This is a genomic window from Collinsella aerofaciens (assembly GCF_040915425.1).
Taxonomy (GTDB): Bacteria; Actinomycetota; Coriobacteriia; order Coriobacteriales; family Coriobacteriaceae; genus Collinsella; species Collinsella aerofaciens_BW.
In genome coordinates this window covers 9,996-27,725 of the sequence record NZ_JBCPDN010000016.1, presented here as the reverse complement: position 1 = coordinate 27,725, position 17,730 = coordinate 9,996, and the positions used below count along the sequence as shown (strand labels likewise).

General features: G+C 61.4%; 13 protein-coding genes. 11 read left to right on the top strand and 2 right to left on the bottom strand.

Translation table 11 applies throughout. The annotated features are described in order from the left end of the window. Positions 1-1,325 (bottom strand): helix-turn-helix transcriptional regulator (locus AB5164_RS03670; RefSeq protein WP_368147808.1); only part of this gene is annotated, 1,325 nt, incomplete at its 3' end. A 439-nt stretch (positions 1,326-1,764) separates the two neighbouring features. On the opposite strand from AB5164_RS03670, the gene AB5164_RS03665 reads away from it, so the two are divergent. The 7 genes from AB5164_RS03665 to AB5164_RS03635 all read left to right on the top strand — a co-directional run bounded on the left by AB5164_RS03665 (position 1,765) and on the right by AB5164_RS03635 (position 13,654). Continuing rightward, the gene (locus AB5164_RS03665) at positions 1,765-3,618 is read left to right on the top strand and encodes a serine/threonine-protein kinase (protein WP_368143086.1); all 1,854 of its coding nucleotides are present in this window, start codon (positions 1,765-1,767) and stop codon (positions 3,616-3,618) included. Beyond that, positions 3,615-4,628, top strand: a complete 1,014-nt coding sequence (locus tag AB5164_RS03660) for an FhaA domain-containing protein (RefSeq protein WP_035136732.1) — start codon at positions 3,615-3,617, stop codon at positions 4,626-4,628. The genes AB5164_RS03665 and AB5164_RS03660 overlap by 4 nt, the downstream gene beginning before the upstream one ends. A 6-nt stretch (positions 4,629-4,634) precedes the next feature. After that, positions 4,635-5,051: an FHA domain-containing protein gene (locus AB5164_RS03655; protein WP_006235180.1), complete on the top strand. Its 417-nt coding sequence runs from the start codon at positions 4,635-4,637 to the stop codon at positions 5,049-5,051. Then, positions 5,048-6,847: a Stp1/IreP family PP2C-type Ser/Thr phosphatase gene (locus tag AB5164_RS03650; protein ID WP_368143087.1), complete on the top strand. Its 1,800-nt coding sequence runs from the start codon at positions 5,048-5,050 to the stop codon at positions 6,845-6,847. The genes AB5164_RS03655 and AB5164_RS03650 overlap by 4 nt, the downstream gene beginning before the upstream one ends. Before the next feature lie 16 nt (positions 6,848-6,863). After that, positions 6,864-9,734 carry an FtsW/RodA/SpoVE family cell cycle protein gene (locus AB5164_RS03645; RefSeq protein ID WP_006235182.1) on the top strand — a complete coding sequence of 957 codons (2,871 nt, stop codon included), beginning with the start codon at positions 6,864-6,866 and terminating at the stop codon, positions 9,732-9,734. A gap of 132 nt (positions 9,735-9,866) precedes the next feature. Then, complete coding sequence (gene pknB, locus AB5164_RS03640) at positions 9,867-11,828, top strand: Stk1 family PASTA domain-containing Ser/Thr kinase (protein ID WP_117770279.1); 1,962 nt, start codon at positions 9,867-9,869, stop codon at positions 11,826-11,828. 542 nt (positions 11,829-12,370) lie between these two features. Continuing rightward, positions 12,371-13,654, top strand: coding sequence for a tyrosine-type recombinase/integrase (locus tag AB5164_RS03635; protein ID WP_368143065.1), 1,284 nt, complete (start codon positions 12,371-12,373; stop codon positions 13,652-13,654). A gap of 51 nt (positions 13,655-13,705) precedes the next feature. Here AB5164_RS03635 and AB5164_RS03630 read toward each other — a convergent pair whose 3' ends face one another. Further along, positions 13,706-14,647 carry a hypothetical protein gene (locus tag AB5164_RS03630; RefSeq protein WP_368143066.1) on the bottom strand — a complete coding sequence of 314 codons (942 nt, stop codon included), beginning with the start codon at positions 14,645-14,647 and terminating at the stop codon, positions 13,706-13,708. 62 nt (positions 14,648-14,709) lie between these two features. Between AB5164_RS03630 and AB5164_RS03625 the strand changes: the two genes are divergently transcribed. From AB5164_RS03625 to AB5164_RS03610, 4 genes are all read left to right on the top strand, one after another. Continuing rightward, entirely contained in the window at positions 14,710-14,955 is a 246-nt protein-coding gene (locus AB5164_RS03625; protein ID WP_195247073.1) for a hypothetical protein, read from the top strand. Then, positions 14,943-15,827 carry a DnaB-like helicase C-terminal domain-containing protein gene (locus AB5164_RS03620; RefSeq protein ID WP_368143068.1) on the top strand — a complete coding sequence of 295 codons (885 nt, stop codon included), beginning with the start codon at positions 14,943-14,945 and terminating at the stop codon, positions 15,825-15,827. Before AB5164_RS03625 ends, AB5164_RS03620 begins: the two co-directional genes overlap by 13 nt. Positions 15,828-15,830: 3 nt before the next feature. Then, positions 15,831-16,181 carry a plasmid mobilization protein gene (locus AB5164_RS03615; protein WP_349099995.1) on the top strand — a complete coding sequence of 117 codons (351 nt, stop codon included), beginning with the start codon at positions 15,831-15,833 and terminating at the stop codon, positions 16,179-16,181. Further along, positions 16,178-17,730: type IV secretory system conjugative DNA transfer family protein (locus tag AB5164_RS03610; RefSeq protein WP_368147806.1), on the top strand; the 1,553-nt coding region annotated here is incomplete at its 3' end. The genes AB5164_RS03615 and AB5164_RS03610, both read left to right, overlap by 4 nt.

The window sequence follows — 17,730 nt, the reverse complement described above, 5'->3', positions numbered from 1 at the left end:
GTTCTAGTCAGTGCAGCTTCACGATTCAGTTTTTCACCCGCGTAGTGCAGCGACAGAAGCAGTCCGAGACCCAATGCATAGCTTGAGAGAGAAAAGGTAACAGCCCATGAAACACCGGATCCCCAATAACTATCCGCCATTACCAAGGGGCCCGCTGCAAGGAGGATAAAAAATAATGTGAGCAGGTATCGAAACAGCCGGCGCGTCCGAGCTGATGCCAACATATCGTCAGCATGCCGCCGCGACAGCTCGGGCCCTACAGCATCACCCTCGTCCACAAACAACGCCACGAGCTCGCGTGAGCCCGCAACCGACGCCTTCCCGTATGCTCGGTGAAGCGTTGTTCGCACCGTCGATGGCTTCGTATCCGTCTCCTTGGCAATTTCCGCCGGCGTTTTTCCTTTGAGCAGCAGTCGGACAAACTGTTCTTCTCGAGGCGACAGGGCGGGGGAAAACGCCCCCGCATCGAATGGGTCGGACGTGCGGGGGGTATCCGAATTGTTGTCCCGTTTCTCCCTTAGCAATGTGTATACGAAGGCGGCAACAGCAATAGCGGACCCCATCGACAGTGATGCAATGACCGTGGCACCGCTTGCAAAATATGCCACCTCGACAGCCGGAACAAGGCCAATGGGAACTGCTACGAGCACAGAACGGGCAAACACGTCGCCCTGCCCCCGACCAAAGGCGCGGGGACAGCAAAGCAGCGGGACCGCAGCCAATACGAGATAGACCAGAGGAATTAAAAGCACGATGCCAATTGATGCGGCCGTTACAGAGGGCATCCCCCATGGCTCGGGAACGACTCTCCATGAAACTCGACAGCAAAACAGCAGGCAAGACAGGACAACTACTGTTTCTGCAAAAAGTGCGCTCTGCGGTCGGCGGGTCCCCCTTTCGCCGTCCCGCGCCGCCCCCCGTATCAAAGGAGAGCCCGCCGTATTCCAAATTACATATGAGAGGAGCAACGACCCAGTGAAGCACGAGGCGCATGAAACGCCGCGCAACAGCCAGATAGGCGCAAACACGAATGGAATAGAATCTCCGCGAGCATAGAAGGCCAAGTCGGCCCATTCGGGAACCGTAGCAATAACACCAAGGAAAACACCGATAGCACCGAGATGCTTCGGCCGTCTTATTTCTCTCCCCTTGCGGAGCGCAACACCATGACCAAACGCCGCGAGGCATGCACCAAGGATAACGAGCCAGGTCATCGCACCTGATGCCAGGCCGATTGAAGATGAAAACCGGTGATAAGGGGTGACCGCCATTACGATAAGCGCAACGGCACAGGCAGATGTAGCAGAACGGCGGGAAAAGAGCATATGGCCTCCATAGCGTGTCATTATATCGCTCGGGCTGCTCATTTATCTCCGCGCCTGCACCAGCCAGCATCAACGATTCAGGCGAACTCCAATCCGAGCCAGATCACGGTCCAGCTTTTGTCCGCAGTCCCCGCATCAAAGCGGGATGCGCTTTCCTTTTGAGTATCGATCCGGAAACTGCATCCCGTTCTAGGCCAATATTCTGGGATGCAGTTTCCGCAGCCTACCCCATTCGGAAAACGCATCCCGCAATTTGGACGAAAACTGGGACGCGCTTTCCGGATGGGTCGAGACGAGGGCCAAGCCAGATAGGCCACCTCACCCCGCTACCTTCACCATGCACCCGAGCGTGCTACACTAGCAGCATCTATGCCACCGCGAACGGCTCGGCTCCGCGCCCGCCGCTCGCAAACGAACTTTAAACGCACGAGGGTTGGCCATGCCGCTTTTCTCGCAACATACCGCCCGGTTCTCGCCGGACGTTCCCTTGGAGGGCACCAGCTCTCGCGAGCTGCTCAAGCGGTACCAGCCGCTCGAGACACTTGCGACTGGCGGTTTTGGCTCCATCGAGATCTGCCGCGACACGCACCTGCGCCGCCGCGTCGCCATTAAACGCATCCCCCTTATCAACGGCGCCGGCATGCCCGCCAGCGACATCATGGATGTCCTGCGCGAGGCACACACTGCCGCCATGCTTCAACATCCCAATATCGTGCAGGTCATCGACTTTACGCACGACACAGCCTATGCCTACCTGGTTATGGAATATGTCGATGGCATGTCGCTGGCCGAGTTTTTGCACCGCGTGGACGGCCACTCACTTACCTTTGACGAGGCCGCGGCCATTGCCGATGCCCTGGGCCAGGCACTCACCTTCGCCCATAGTAATGGCGTACTCCACCTGGACATTAAGCCCGCCAACGTGCTCATCGACCACTCGGGCAATGTAAAGCTCACCGACTTTGGCATGGCGCGACTGTCGTCCGCCGGTGGCTTTGGCGGCTCACGCGGCGGCACCATCGGCTACATGCCGCCCGAGCAGCTCGATATCGAGACCGGCACGGTCGACGAGCGCGCCGATGTCTTTGCCCTCGCCTGTGTGATCTACGAGGGCCTGTGCGGCAGCGCTCCCTTTATGGCGGCCACGCCCGCCGACTCGCTCGGCCGCATCATCGGCGGCGCCACCTATCCCAGCGAGCTGATACCACACTTTCCCCCGGGAGCCGAGGCCGCGCTCATGAGCGCGCTCTCCCCCATGCCGCAGGACCGCCCCAACAGCATCGAGGCATTTTGCGACCAGCTCCTTGCCGGTCTGGGCAGCGTGCGCGAAGGCCGTCGCAGCCTGGAGCAAATGGTTGGCGAACTTTCGGATGACGAGCAGGAACTCGACGATATCGAGCCGTCGCACTACGAGGACGACGCCATCGAGGTCGACCCCGCACTCGGCTGGGCGGGCACGCGCTGGAGCCATGCGCGCGACTACACCATGCGCACTATCTCGGCGCTAACGTGCGGCACCTTTAGCTTTTTGCTGATGCAAACGGCCGGGGTCGCGGCGCTTCCCGGCCTGGTCATTGCGGCCATCGCGATCGGAGCGGCGGCTGGCCTGGCCCCCCAGATTGGCTCGGCTATCTCGGCTGTGGGCTTTTTGGTGCTCATGGCCAACGCCACCATGCAGGCACAGGGCATCCTGTCGATGCTGCCCGTCGCGGTGGTCTTTGCCGCCGCCATGTCCGGTTGGTGGATCGCCTGGGGTCGCACCGAGACTGCCGCAAGCGCCACGCTCACCTGTGCACTCGCGCTTGGCTGTCTGACCGGCAATACCTTCCTGGCAGCTGGGGTCGCCGCCGGCGTCGCGTCATTTTGGCTCGGCCCGGCAAGCGCCGCCGCGGCAACGGGCATGGGCGCGCTTTTTGCCCGTCTGGTCACGGTCGCGCTTTCAGCCGGAGGCGTGCTGGGGCTCGGTAACGTTGCCGCAGCGCTGGGAGACCCGCTCCTTTGGGCTGCCTTTGTGCTGGTCGCGGCAACTGCCGCAGCGTCATCCGCGCTGCTCAATGCCCATGCCAAGCGTGCCGATCAGGGCTCAAACCTTGCCGCAATCGCCGCCATCGCTGTCACCGGCATCGGCTGCGCAGCGGCGTCCTGTCTTGCACACCATATGGAAATTGCCAGCCTTGCAGCCGCGGTCGTCGCCAAGGCGGCGGTTGCGGGAACCCTATCCTCTATAATCGTTGGGATATGCCTATATTTGCTCGGATACCAAAGAACCTATACGGAGAGTGATCTTTCGTGAACTTCCTGAACATCTTCGAGGACCACGTGGCCGGCATCTTCGGTGCCACCCGTGCCCCGTTCTCCTTTAAGAAGCTTGCCAAGCAGGCCGCTCGCGACATGGAGGATCAGACTCTGGTGATTAACGGCGTCAACACGGCGCCGGCGCTCTATACCATCCTTATCGCCGCCGACGACGATCCCATGCTCGCCCCGTTCTACCCCGAGCTTTCGCGCGAGGTCCGCGAGTTTGTGAAGGCGCAGGCCGAAAAGCGCCGCTATGTCTTTGTCGGCGAGCCCCTCGTGCGCTTTATGATCGATCCGCAGCTGCGCGCCGGCAAGTTCTCGGTCTTTGCCGAGAACGTCGATGCCCCCACGCTCGGCCGCCTGTACGAAGAAGAGCGCGCCTATCAAAACGGCCTGGGCCAGAACAACTCCGCGGCAAGCCGTGCCGCCAGCGCCCCGCGCGCCGGCCAGCAGCAGTTTGCTGCCCCGCAGCAGCAGCGCCCCGCCGCCATGCCCCAGCAGCAGCCGACGCCTCGCGCCGCCGCTCCCGACCCGCTTGCCGTGGCAGACCCCTTCGCGCCTAGCGTCCCCGACCCCGCCGCAGCACCCATCCCGGTGCCGCAGACCGTCTCGCGCGACGCGCTTGCCGGCATGGGCGGAGCCGCCGCGACCGGTGCCGCCGTGGGCCTAGGCGCCGCAGCCGGCATCGCCTCCAACATGGCGAGCACTCGCGCCCCGCAGCGCCCGCTCGCCCAGCTCGTCGACGTCGTGAGCGGCGAGAGCCATAGCATCACCTCCGCACAGGTGACCATCGGTCGCGAGCGCTCAGTTTCCGACATTGCCCTGCGCGACCCCAACGTGTCGCGCCGCCACGCCCAGCTCACCTTTACGGGCTCGGATTGGTCGATCGAGGACCTCAATTCCACCAACGGCACGCTCGTCAACAACCGCCGCATTACGCGCTGCCCGCTGCGCAACGGCGATCTGCTGACGTTTGGCCTGAGCACCTTTGAATTTAGGGGATAGTCGCTTATGAACATCGATATCGTCCTTTTTGCAGGCCGCATCGTCCTGGTCGCCCTGCTCTATATCTTCCTGTTCGCCGTCATGAAGACCGGCGTGGGACTTGTGCGCGGACAGCGCCGCGACTCGGCCATTTGGACGATCGATGTGGACAAGGGTCCGCGCGGCATCCGCGGCATCCACGTAGACATGCTCGGCCCCGTCATCGTCGGCCGCTCGCCGTCTTCGGACATCTGCATCAACGAGCCGTTTGTCTCGGCCTCGCATGCGCGCTTTTCGCTGCAGGGCCCGGCGCTCATCATCGAGGACCTCAACTCGCTTAACGGCACGCTCGTCAACGGCCGCCAGCTCGTGGAGCCCGCGACGCTGCGTGAGGGCGACGAAGTCCAGATTGGCGACGTGGTCATGAAGGTGAACCGTCGATGATCGACGAGGAGAACAAGTCCGCAACCATGACCGAGGCACCGGCTGCCGCCGTAGCTGCACCGGCCCACGCCGCTCCGGCGGACTCCACACCCGTGGAGCCCGAGGACACCGTGTTCTCCCTGCCTCTTTCGCATGTAACGCATGATATTTCGGATCTCGCCGATAACGAGGACGAAGAGGATGCCGTAGCGGCGCCCATCGGCGCACATGCTGCGGAACAGTCCACAGCGCCCGAAGCAACCCCGGCGCCGGCTCACTTTGCAGAGCCCGTCGCCGCGGCAATCAACGAGAGCGCTGCGGTGTTTGCGGCACCCGAGCCCGCCGCGCCGGCGTTTCCCATAGCCCCGGCATCCGAGGTTGCGCCCGCGTCTACGCCGGCGCCCGAGCCTATAGACGTCAGCCCGCAAGACGACGAGTCGACCGCCCGCGTGTCCGAGGAGCCCGACTCCCCGGACACCGACAATTCCGAATCAAACACCGAGACCGACACCGTCTCTCCCGGTGACACAGCCGAGATCGACGTTGCCGCCGTTGAGGCCAAGCTCAAAGACCCCGGCTCGACCATGAGCTTTGAGCCCCTGACCGAGGAGCGCATCGAGACCGACTCGACCTATGATGCCGGCACCACCACGCAACTCATGTGGGGCGCCCGCTCCGACGTTGGCTGTGTGCGCCCGCACAATGAGGATTCCTACCTGGTGCAGTCGCCGCTCTTTTGCGTATGCGACGGCATGGGCGGTCACGCCGCCGGCGAGGTAGCCTCTTCTATCGCCGTCGAGACTATTGCCAAAACGGCCCCGCAGTCCGCCGACGCAGCACGCTTGGCCGCAGCCGTCGAGGCCGCTAACGCCGCCGTAATCGAGGCGGCCCTGAACGGCCTGGGCAAGCCCGGCATGGGCTGCACAGCCACCTGCGCCTATATCGAAAACGACACGCTCGCCATCGCCCACGTGGGCGACTCGCGCGCCTACCTGCTCCACGAGGGCACGCTCATCCGCGTGACCCGCGACCACTCCTACGTGGAGGAGCTCGTGGACGCCGGCGAGATCACGGCAGACGAGGCTCGCGTCCACCCCAACCGTTCGGTCATCACCCGTGCGCTGGGCTCGGACCCCGCCATGTATGCCGACCACTTCACTCTGCATATCGAGGAAGGCGACCGCCTGATCCTGTGCTCCGACGGCCTTTCGAGCATGATTCCCGACAGCGATATCGAGAACATCGCCACGCAGTCCTCAACCGCGCAAATCTGCGTCGACAACCTAGTGGACGCGGCGCTTGCCGCCGGCGGCCACGACAACGTGACCGTAGTAGTCGTTGACCTGGTTGACGATGGCGTTATGCGCGAGGCGCAACGCGTGCGTCGCCGCAACATTACCATCGCCGCCATCCTGGCCCTCGTCTTTGTGCTGGCAGCTGGCATCTGGGCCTACACGGGTGTCACCGGCTCGTACTACCTGGGTACCCACCAGGGCAATGTCGCCGTCTGGCGCGGCCTGCCCGGCAAGCCGCTCGGACTCAAGCTCCACTGGCTCGAAAGCGAAACCAGCATTAAGCTGTCCGACCTGCCCGAAGACACGCAAAACCGCCTCAAGGCGGGTATTCCGCAAACAAGTGTCGACGATGCGCAGGACACGATATCCAAGTACCGCCACCAGATCGACGAGGAGCAGACCCGCCAGGTGATCGACGCGCAAACAATTCGCGACAACACCAATCAGGGATCGACCTCCGAATCTGATTCCGAGAAAACCGCCGAACAGTCCGCCGAGGCCGAAGCCTCCGATAAGAATTAGAAAGGGAGTGCCGCTTATGAGTCGCCGCAACACCGAGCTGCTCTTGCTCATCGCCTCGGCGTTCCCCGTCATCCTGCTGTATGCGATGTACGTCCTCACCGCGGGCGCTGCCATCTCCTTTGAGACGCTCGCCGTACCGATCGGCCTCTTTGCCGCCTTTGCCGCGGCCCACATTGCCGTGCGCATCTTGGCGCCCGGTGCCGACCCCGCCATCCTACCCATCGTATTTATACTTTCGGGCATCGGCATCACGTTCGTGACACGTCTCGCCCCCGCTCTCGCCATCTCACAGCTCATCATCCTGTTTGTCTCGGTGGCCCTGATGGTGGGAACGCTCGCACTGGTCAAAAACCTCGACGTGGTCATGCGCTACAAGTACACCTTTGGCATTATCGGCATCATCCTGCTGATGCTGCCCATCTTTATCGGCACCACGATCTCGGGCTCCAAGCTCTGGATTCGCATCGCGGGCTTTACCATCCAGCCTGGCGAGTTCGCCAAGGTCTTTATCGTGCTGTTCCTGGCCGGGTACCTGGCCGAGAACCGCGAGCTGCTCTCCATCTCCAACCGCAAGATCCTGGGCTTTAAGATCCCTCGCCTGCGACTGCTGCTGCCGCTGTTTGCCGTGTGGGGTGTGTGCCTGCTCGTCGTCGTCTTCGAACGCGATCTGGGTTCGGCCGTGCTGTTCTACACCATCTTCTTGCTGATGCTCTACGTTGCCACGGGACGATTCTCGTATGTCGTTATCGGTCTTGCGCTCTTGGCCGTTGGAGCCGTGGGCGCCTACAAGTTCCTATCGCACGTTCAGGTGCGTTTCCAGGTTTGGGTCGATCCGTTTAAGGACGCCCAGGGCCAGGGCTACCAGATCGTCCAGTCGCTCTTCTCGCTTGCCGATGGCGGTCTGGTCGGTGTTGGCATCGGCAACGGCATGGCCAACAACATCCCTGTCGTCGAGTCCGACTTTATCTTCTCGGCTATCGGCGAGGAGATGGGCCTTTTGGGCGGCGGCGCCGTGCTCATCCTGTTTATGCTCTTTGCCGTGCGCGGCCTCACCACGGCTGCCCGCGCTAAATCCGACCTCGCTGCCTTTAGCGCCACGGGCCTTACGGCCGCCATCAGCTTCCAGGCCTTCTTGATCGTTGGCGGCGTAACCCGCCTGATTCCGCTGACCGGCGTCACCCTGCCCTTTATGAGCCAGGGCGGCTCCTCGCTGCTGGCGAGCTTTATCATCGTCGCGCTCCTGCTACGCGCCGGTGACGAGGCGACCGGACGCGAGGCCGAGCTTACCGGCACCGGCACCATGGCCGCCATCACCGATGATCAGGTCGCATCTGCCGCCGCCCCGACGGGCACGCGCTTTGCCACCTCGTCTTCCTACGGCAGCGGCAGCCATTCCGTCGGCTCGCGCATGCGCCGTCGCCTGCTCGACACGCCTGAATCCGGTGTGCTCGGCCGCGTTGCGCTCGCCAACCGTCTAACCCGCGCGGTGCTCGCCTTTACGGCGCTGTTCGCCATCCTTATCGGCAACCTCACCTATGTCCAGGTCATCAAGGCCAAGGACTATCAGGACATGCCGACCAACAACCACACCATCGCCCGCTCCAAGTACATCCAGCGCGGTTCCATCATCACGTCCGACGGCGTGACGCTGGCCGAGTCGCTGCAGCAGGAGGACGGCACCTACGTACGCTCCTACCCCAACGGTAACCTGGCAGCGCACGTGGTTGGCTACGTGAGCCAGCAGTATGGCACCACCGCCATCGAGAGCGTCATGAACGACACGCTCACCGGTTCTAAGGACTACTCCAGCTGGAACAACGCCATCGCGTCGCTCGCGGGCCAGACCCAGCCGGGCAACACCGCCAAGCTCACCATCGACTCGCGCATCCAGACGGCTGCTGAGCAGGCGCTCAAGGGCTTTAAGGGCGCTGTAGTGGTCATCGACCCGCGTACCGGCGCGGTGCTCGCATGTGCCAGCTCGCCCACCTACGACAACACCAACATCGATGCCCTGCTACAGACGGGCGGCGGCGAGGACGGCTCCATGTACAATCGCGCCATGGACGCGCTGTACACGCCGGGCTCAACGTTTAAGGTCGTTACGCTTTCCGCGGCACTCGAGACCGGTACCGCCAGCCTTACCAGCACCTACCAGGCGCCCGGCTCCATGGACATCGGCAACGCACCGGTCACCAACGATGCCAACGAGAGCTACGGCACCATCAGCCTGCAGCAAGCCTTTGCCGTGTCCTCCAACGTCGTCTTTGGCCAGGTGGCAAACGAAGTTGGCGCAAACACGCTCGTGCAGTTTGCCAACGCCTTTGGCTACGGCCAAAAGCTCGGCCAGGACCTGACCTCCGCGGCCTCCATCATGGCCGACCCGTCGCTCATGACCGAGTGGGAGACCGCCTGGGCCGGCGCCGGCCAGCCTGTCGGCATGGACCACACGCCCGGCCCGCAGACCACCGTCATGCAAAACGCCGTGATTGCCGCCGCCATCGCTAACAGCGGCGTGGTCATGGACCCGTACTTTGTAGCCCAGGTACTCGCCCCGGACGGAACCGTGGTCAAGACCACGCAGTCCCGCTCACTGGGTCAGGCCGTCAGCTCCGCCACGGCCGACCAGGTCAAGCAGGCCATGCTTGCCGTCGTCCAGTCCGGCACCGGCACCGATGCCCAGATCCCCGGCGTCAAGGTCGCCGGCAAGACCGGCTCGGCCGAGACCGGCGGCACCAACGTCAACTCGATGTTCGTTGGCTTTGCACCTTACGATTCACCCACGGTCGCCATCTCGGTGGCCTTGGAGGATTTCGACAAGCATGACGTCAAGGCCGCCAAGATCGCCGGTATCGTCCTGACCGCGGCGCTTGCCGCACAGGGAGCGTGATGCCCATGATCGAATCGGACACCCGAGGCGCGCCGCGGCCGAAGAGTTAGCGGCAACGCGCCACACGGCCCCAGCGGCCACATCGTAGGTACTACACACATCGTTGAGCGAATAGTTATGTTAGGAGCAGGAATGGAACAGAGGGTCCTCGGGGGAAGATACCTCCTCAAGGATAAGGTGGGAACAGGCGGCATGGCGACCGTCTACCGTGCACAGGACCAGGTCCTCGACCGCACGGTTGCCGTCAAGATCATGCTGCCGCAGTATGCTGGCGACGCAACCTTCGCCGCACGCTTTAAGCAGGAGGCCCAGGCAGCAGCCGGTCTCTCCTCCCCCTATATCGTGGGCGTCTACGATTGGGGCAAGGACGGCGACACCTATTACATCGTCATGGAGTACCTGCGCGGCACCGACCTCAAGAGCGGCATCAAGAGCCACGGCGCCCTCGACCCCAAGAAGGTCGCCCAGATCGGCTCGCAGATCAGCTCCGCGCTTTCGGTCGCCCACAAGCACGAGATCATCCACCGCGACATTAAGCCGCAGAACATCATGGTGCTGCCCGACGGCAACATCAAGGTGATGGACTTTGGCATCGCGCGCGCCAAGAACAGCCACCTCACGCAAGACAACAACGTGCTGGGAACCGCCCACTACGTCAGCCCCGAGCAGACCCGTGGTCAGGACCTCGGCCCCACCTCGGATATCTACTCGCTGGGCGTCGTGATGTATGAATGCGCCACCGGCCGCGTGCCCTTTGACGGTGACGACGCTATCTCGGTCGCACTCAAGCAGGTCAACGAGCTGCCTATTCCGCCGAGCCAGATCAACTCCGGTGTCGACGCCGACCTTGAGCGCATCATCCTCAAGTGCATGGAGAAGGACCCCGCAAACCGCTTCCAGACCGCCGACGAGCTGCGTCAGGTGCTCAACAGCTACCTGTCGGGCCGTGCCGTCAACGTCTCGGAGCCCACGCGCATCATCGGTGCCCCCGGCGAGCTGGGCGCCACCAAGACTCGCGAGCTTTCCGATCAGACGCGCGCCATGGTGCGCCCCGTCTCGGGCGTGAGCGGCCAGAATACCGCCCGTAGCTCGGTTTCGGGCTCCACCGGCTCCTACGAGGTCGAAAAGCCCAAATCCAACAAGAACAAGATCATCGCCGCCGTGGTGGCAGCCGTTGCCGTCATCGGCATCGTGGTGGCCTTTGCCACAGGACTCTTTGGCGGCGAGCAGGTCACCGTGCCCGATGTGCTGGGCAAGGACCAGCAGACTGCCGTCGAGCTGATCAAGGAAGCCGGCCTCGAGGTCGGCACCATCGACCAAAGCTACAACGACGATGTCGACGAGGGCAAGGTCGCCGAGCAGACGCCCAACGGCAACACCAAGAAGGCCAAGGGCACCAAGGTGAACCTGGTAATCTCCAAGGGTCCCAAGCCCTCCGAGAAGGTTGAGGTTCCCCGGCTTGTCGGCCTGACCAAGGACCAGGCCGAGGCCGCGCTGGCAAGCGTTGGCCTGAAGGGCAACGCCTCCGAGGAGGCCAACGAGGCCGATGAGGGCCAGGTCTTTGAGCAGGGCACCGAAGCCGGTAAGGAAGTCGCGAAGGGCACGACCATCTCGTACAAGGTCTCGAGCGGCCCGGATACCACGTCCGTCCCCGATCTGACCGACATGACCGAGGCCCAGGCGCGCAACGCCCTCGATATGGCAGGCTTTGGCGTCGACGTTAGCTACCAGGAGAACGACTCGGTTACCGAGGGCACCGTGATCAGCTGGAACCCCAGTGGCAAGCAGAAGCCCGGCGCCACGATTACCGTCGTCATTGCCAAGAAGTCCGGCAAGGCCAGTGTTCCGGGCAACCTGTACGGCAAGAGCATCTCCGCCGCCGTCACCGCGCTCAACAACGCCGGTTTCTATAACATCGGCTTCTGTGACCAGAACGGCAATCCCGTAAGCGGTAACGAGGATGCCACCGTTACGGGCGTCTCCCCCACTGGCAAGCAGTCCACCGACAGCACGATTACGCTGACGGTCGCACTTTCTGGCTCGGGTTCGGGCTCTGGCTCGGGCACGGGTGACGATTCCGGTACGACCAACTAGTCGCCACCCCACCGCTCATCACGGCTCTCGCCGCAAACATATTCGCTCACAGGCGCCCGCTTGCTCCCCCAGCAAGCGGGCGCTTCGTTTTTGACATGGTATTGAACCAGAAGAACCCGGCACCGTAGCGGTACCGGGCTCGATATTCCTCTGGTGCCCCCGGGCGGATTCGAAAACTCCCCCCGCGGGGAAATTGGTGACGCGGGTGTCGACGGCTCGAATCCGCCGGCAGCTCCCACAAACCAGAAACGGCGCCGCTCTCGCGACGCCGTCATAATCTTCTGGTGCCCCCGGGCGGATTCGAACCGTCGACACCCGCTTTAGGAGGTCTTGTATTTCTATTTGAGCTGGTGTTTTATAAATTTATACAACTTCATATAACCACATGTAAAACGGCATATTTCAAGAATCGCGAGATATAGGCTTCAAAAACTTTCTACCCTAATTCTACCCAGATACTCTTGCTTGGGTAGATTTTTGGGATTAGGCTAGGGGCAAGCCTTTAAGGGCTTGCCCCTAGCCTAATCCCAAGGAATCCCACCATGAGCACCAAACCACGAGTCGTCGGAAACGGCAGCGTATATCAAGTTAAAGAAGGGGTGTTCCAATACCGCTTCAACCTCGGCAAGGACCCCAAGACTGGCAAATACGCCTACTCATCCAAGAGAACACTGCACTGCGAAGGTGTGAGTAGACGCACACAACAGGCAATGCTCCGCAAAGCCTTGGAAGAATACAAGGAGGAGTTGAACTCCGGTGTCGTCCGTGACAACGGAAACCTCACCGTCGCAAAGTACGCCGAGAACTTCCACAGCCTAAGGGAAGAGGGCTTCAAGAAGTCACCGCTCGCCTATGCCCGTGAGGGCAACTATATTAGCCACATTCAAGAAATGTTCGGCCATATTCGACTTACTGACCTCCACCCTGACGATATACGGCACATCTACGCAAACGCCCGCAAAAAGGGAATGTCCGAAGCCGAGCTACACGGGACACATGTCAAACTGCGACAGATTCTCCAAGACGCCGTAGACAACGAGCTCATCCTTCGTAACCCATGCACGCCAATCAAGCTTCCCAAACCAACTTACAGGGAAAGAACTCCGCTTACGGCAGACGAGGCTTCACGATTTCTGTCTTGCCTCATGGATGAACCACTGTCGGCCAAGGCAACGGGCACCATGCTCTTGCTCCAATGTGGTCTCCGACGCGGCGAAATGCTCGGCTTGACTTGGGGCGACATCGATCTTGGGCAGCGCACGTTGAGCGTGTCGAAGCAGTTCACCAATGACAAGACTCTCCGACCGCCAAAATCGAAGATGAGCCGACGCACCATAGCAATCAACGACTCCCTGGCCCACTATCTCGGCAAATGGAAGCTGGAACAGCGGGCGCAGCTCAACCGATACACTCTCGATCAGGACGACAAGACGCCTATCGTTAACGGCATAAAGGTCGTCACGACCGAGGATGGCACATACGCCACAGTCGTCAACGTAGACGGCCACAACTTCGACCGATGGTTCCGCGACTTCTGCGTCGATAACGGCTTTGGGAGCTACAGCAATATCACCAGAAGATTCCAGCGAAACGGCAAAGAGCACGTGAGGGGCACGGGATACAGTGGGCTCGTCCCCCACGCCCTGCGGCACACGCAGGCGACGCTCCTAATCGGAGAAGGCGCAGACGTGAAGACTGTCCAGGCAAGACTTGGACACGCATCTCCAAGTACGACGCTCTCCATCTACTCCCACGCCATCGAGGCAAACGATCGTAAGGCAGCAGATGCCTTCGGCGAGCTCATTTCCCAAGAGAGCAATTCATGAAGGAAGGGCCGAGATATGCCCGGCCCTTCCCTTGCTTTGAACATAGATAGGCTAATGGCGATAGACCATCGCTCCATATGGAGCTTTATCCTCCCAGGAAAACGATGAGGCGTCACGAATGGGGAAGACGCCGATTATAGGTGCCTTCGTCCATTCGTCGGTATTCAGAATCATGCCGTCCTTGTCATAGATTGGCTCGACCTGAGAAGTCTGGACATCACGAATTCCCGGCCATATATCAGCTATCGCATCAAGCACCTCATCCGTAGGACAGGCTTCCTTTGAGGAAAGATAAACATAGTGCGGAATTGCATCGCTTGCGTTCCGCACTTCAAGGACGAAAGCATAGTCGCATGACGCAGCATTCGACTCATTGACCACCGGCCAATCGTCGGGGACAACGAGATACGAGCCACCTCGCAGGTCCACGCGTTTCATTGACGGCCCCTTATCAACAAGGCTGTCTTGCGGAACAAATCGCAGCATATGGTTACGAAGAGCCTTGTAATAAGAGAGCTTGTCGTTTAAATCGTCGGCAGCGAGCGACAGGGACTCAGCATCGCCATATCCACTAAGCTCATCCTGAATAGACTTGACCCGTTGCGCACAAAAAGCGCTCAGCTCTGCAGCCGCACCCTTGTTGACGCGGAGACATAGACTCGCGAGAAGGTCGACCACTTCCCCCGGAGTCTTAAACTCTTGCGGATGTTGTTCCTTGAACATGCTGATGTTGTCATCGGTCTGTTCAAGGACGGTCGTCCCAAACTTTCGTTTTTTCGGTTTCCTGGAGCGTTCCATTTCATCCCCCAATCGATTTTCATTGTAAGTATAACCCCGTTTTTCGAGGTAAAAGTGCTTATCCGAAACTTTTCGGAACTTTTTCTGAATCTTCAGCGCCTCGATTGCCAGAAGCAGTATCATCGAATTGCACAGATAAGCGAATGCCGGAATGGAGGTGCCCAAAGAAGGCCATAGAAACAAAAAGCCGCCCACCCCTCCCCTCTAGTCGCCAAACTGAGGTGGGGAGGAGTGAGCAGACCAAAGGAGATTCTACCATGGTAGATTCCGTTGTTCCCAAAGCGGGTATCGTACCCGCTCCTCCTCGCGTCGTTCTGGGACGCGAGCGTCTGCTCGGCGTCACCGAGATTCGTGAGCTGACCGGGCTTGGGGAGGTTGCCGCCGCATCGCTCATGAAAGAGAGCGGTCGCTGCCTCAAGCTTCATAGCCGCCTCTTCGTCATCGAGTCCAGCTTTTTTGAGTACCTTCACGAGTTGGAGGTGTCGGATCCGTGCAGCCTGTAGCCAATAGCTCATTCAACGTCGAAGCCGATCAGCTCAAGACCTATATCGAGGAAATGAACGGGCGTAAGCCCATGGCTCATATACGCAGTCTCCCCTCTCTCGACAAGCTCATCGGAGGCGTCGTACCCGGAATCCTGACCATAGTCGGAGCGGCACCCGCTGCCGGCAAAACGACGCTCCTCAAGGTTATCTCCGACGACCTTGCCTCCCAAGGCGTGCCCACCGTCTTCTACTCCGCGGAACTCCCCGCGTATCGCATTGCTCAGAAGGGCATCACGCGCCTCGGCAACGGAGACTTCAGCCTTTCCGAAGCGACCGGGGCTATCCCCGAGAAGAAAGAGGCATTTGAGCGCGCTTGCGCCACCTACGCCGAGAGCGTAGCACCCAACTCATGCATCATGGACGGTCAGACGTCCATGGAAGACCTCTGCCGTTGCATCGGTGACTGCATCCACGTTCGCGGCCAGCATCCCGCTCTCTTCGTAGATTATCTACAGCTCATCGCCGCAACGTCCTTCGACGTCCGCGCTGAAGAGCGCGTTGTCATCACCGCTTGTGTGCAGGCGCTCGGAAACATCGCCCGGACGTATGACGTCCCCGTCTTCCTGATCAGCAGCGTCGCACGAGACAAGTACAACGACGCGAACACTGAGCTCAACGTCTTCGCGGGCTCGCAGGGTATCGACTATGGCTCCGACAACGCCCTCTTCCTGCAGGTCGACGGCAGGGACAAGAAAGAGCGGAGGTACAACTCAGAGCTAGATGTTCGTCCCCTGCTCGTTCGCGTCCTTAAGGCACGCTATGGCACGCTTGGGAGCGCCAAGCTCACCTTCGACGCGCCCCATGCCACCTTCTATGACCAGGAGGGCTAGGCCATGCGCGGCAACAGCAAGACCGCGCATATCAACGTCCGAATGACCGAAGAGGAGCGTGCCGTCATCATGGCGCGCTCCTCCTCTTTTGACATGGCCCCATCGACGTTCATGCGCGAAGCTGCCCTCCGCATCGGGCAGAAGCCCGTCAAGGTCGCCGACGAGGCGACCTTGCGGCAAATCCTCCACCAGATGAAGAAGCAGGGCGGAAACCTCAACCAGGCCGTCCATGCCGCAAACGCCTATGGCGTGGATGCGCAGACGGCCCGACAGCTCACGGAGGCCGTCCGACTGGTGTCGAGCACGGCCTCACAGCTTTCAAACCTCATCTCCAAGAATCGAGAACTATCATGAAAACCAAGATGCTCACAGCGCTCCTATCATCCCTTTTCCTAGCGATCCTCACATGCCCCGTACTCGCCGCCCCCATCGACATGCTCGTCGCCGGGTACGGACTCGACGCATCGGCAATTCCCACAACGTTCGACTCGGAGACCGTCCTCGGCTGGTGGCTCTCGGACGGGTTCGTCACCCATCCCCTCGGGGCCTTGTTCGTCTTCCTCCTTGCACTCTGCACCTGCGCCCTCATCGCCTACTCAAGCGCCCTTAAATCACGAGCCGAGGACGGCGGCGTGCTCGGCGACGCCCACGTAAAGACAGGTCGCGAGGTCGTGAAGGGGTCCGTGACCTGGGACGGCTCGACGATCCCATCGTCGCGCGGGTTCGTCTACGGTTTCACCAAATATCGCGGTAAGCCCTGTTATCTCTACGAGCCGAAGAAGATGATTTTCGTATCAGGGGCCACTGGGTCAGGTAAGTCACGCTTCCTCTACCTCCCCTCAATCGACCTGCTCAGCTACGGCGACGCCTCCAACGGCTCCGAGCCCGCGACCCTCGTCGTCTCCGACGTGAAGAACGAACTCATAGAGCTCACGGGCGATGAGCTTGCCCGTCGTGGCTACCGCGTCCTCCTGCTCGACACGCAGCACCCCTATCGCGGCCATAGGTTCAACCCGCTCAAGCAGGTTCTCGACCTCCATGCCGAGGAGCGCGACCAGGAGGCTGAGCAGGCAGCGGACGCCATCGCGGAGCTCGTGGTGCAGGACGACGAGAGGGGCAAGGGTTCGCACTGGACGGCATCGGCCAGGGGCCTGCTCTCGGCCCTGGTCCTGCTGGTCTCAATGTCCGACGAGTGCCCGGAGGGATCAAAGCATCTCGCGACCGTCTGCGAAGTCCTGGACCGTGGCACCGAGGCCGAGGGCGACGACCCGGCCGAGCCCCTGAAGGCCGTCTTCCGCTCCCTGCCGAGCGGCCACCCCGCCAAGGGAAGGGCGTCGCAGTTCGTCTCCTCGGGCGGCAACGAGCTCAGGAGCATCCTCTCGACGCTCAAGGTGGCGCTCCGCCCGTTCTCGTCCGCGCCGGTCGCATGGATGACGTCGGGTTCCGATATCGACCCGCGCTCGGTCCTCGAAACCAAGAGCGCCGTATTCCTCCACGTACTCGACGAGGGCTCCCCCTACAACTGTATAGCGGCGATGTTCCTCTCGCAGCTCTGGGCCTCGGTCCAGGCGGTCGCGGACGTGAACGGCGGCAGGCTCCCCCGCCCCGTGCAGATACTCGGCGACGAGTGGGGCAACCTGCCCCGCGTCGAGTGCCTGCCCGCCCTCCTCAGTCTCGGGCGCAGCTACGGGACGTTCTGGGTCGGCGCGACGCAGGACGTATCCCAGCTCAATAAGTATGGCGAGAGAGACGGCCGCAGGAAGATCCTCGCGAACTGCGGTGTGAAGGTCGCCATGAAGCTCGCAGAGGAGGAGGATCGCCGGTACTTCACCGAGCTCATCGGCAAGACCACGCGCCACACGCAGGGCACGAGCAGCGGCAGGGCCGCGTCGGGCACGTCCTC

Excerpts from the sequence above, each read along its gene's own strand:
- AB5164_RS03615 (WP_349099995.1), top strand. The coding sequence starts at position 15,831 with ATGCGCGGCAACAGCAAGACCGCGCATATCAACGTCCGAATGACCGAA.
- AB5164_RS03635 (WP_368143065.1), top strand. The coding sequence starts at position 12,371 with ATGAGCACCAAACCACGAGTCGTCGGAAACGGCAGCGTATATCAAGTT.
- pknB (WP_117770279.1), top strand. The coding sequence starts at position 9,867 with ATGGAACAGAGGGTCCTCGGGGGAAGATACCTCCTCAAGGATAAGGTG.
- AB5164_RS03665 (WP_368143086.1), top strand. The coding sequence starts at position 1,765 with ATGCCGCTTTTCTCGCAACATACCGCCCGGTTCTCGCCGGACGTTCCC.
- AB5164_RS03625 (WP_195247073.1), top strand. The coding sequence starts at position 14,710 with ATGGTAGATTCCGTTGTTCCCAAAGCGGGTATCGTACCCGCTCCTCCT.
- AB5164_RS03645 (WP_006235182.1), top strand. The coding sequence starts at position 6,864 with ATGAGTCGCCGCAACACCGAGCTGCTCTTGCTCATCGCCTCGGCGTTC.
- AB5164_RS03655 (WP_006235180.1), top strand. The coding sequence starts at position 4,635 with ATGAACATCGATATCGTCCTTTTTGCAGGCCGCATCGTCCTGGTCGCC.
- AB5164_RS03650 (WP_368143087.1), top strand. The coding sequence starts at position 5,048 with ATGATCGACGAGGAGAACAAGTCCGCAACCATGACCGAGGCACCGGCT.